The 596-nt window shown below is 48.7% G+C and carries 1 protein-coding gene; it reads right to left on the bottom strand.

Features of this window, described 5'->3' with window-relative positions:
• On the bottom strand, positions 1–276 hold a 276-nt coding region (locus tag HMPREF3066_RS07960; RefSeq protein ID WP_070441895.1), incomplete at its 3' end, for a ComEA family DNA-binding protein.
• Positions 277–596 lie beyond the last annotated feature (320 nt).

Raw genomic sequence — 596 nt, 5'->3', positions numbered from 1 at the left:
GTTTTTAGCTTTTGTGTTTGCAGGTGCGGGCGCGACGGTTGCTTCGGCCTTCAGTTTGGAGAAGATACCCTCGCCGATGCCTTTAACGTTTTTGAGCTCTTCGACCGATTTGAAGGCACCGTGCTGCTGGCGGTAGTCCGCAATGGCTTTCGCTTTGGCCGGACCGATGCCGGGCAGGGCTTCCAATTCGGACGGGGAAGCGGTATTGATGTTGACGGCGGCCAGCGACAGCGAGGCGGTCAGAACGGAGAGTGCGGCAAAGAGGAATTTTTTCATAAGGGCGTTTTCCTATCATTTCGTTAATATGGACGGCACCGCCGTGGAGGCGTTACCACTAAATATTTTATTATCATATGCTTTTCATCATTTTAATTCAAACAATTTTAAATATTTCCAACTTCACTATCCCCAAATGTATTTATTCTGCAACATTCTCCAACTTACTTCAATTCCGGAGCGGCCTCCTCCCACATCAATAAAGCCCATCCTTCTGCAACCGGATCATCCGGAATATTACCCCACTCCACCGCCGCCATACAGGGTAATGATATTCGCCAAACCGAAACAATACAAAGTAAAAGCCCCCGACATCTGTC

The organism is Neisseria sp. HMSC03D10, from assembly GCF_001807625.1.
GTDB classification, from domain to species: Bacteria; Pseudomonadota; Gammaproteobacteria; order Burkholderiales; family Neisseriaceae; genus Neisseria; species Neisseria mucosa.
This window is presented reverse-complemented; position numbering and strand designations above follow the sequence as displayed.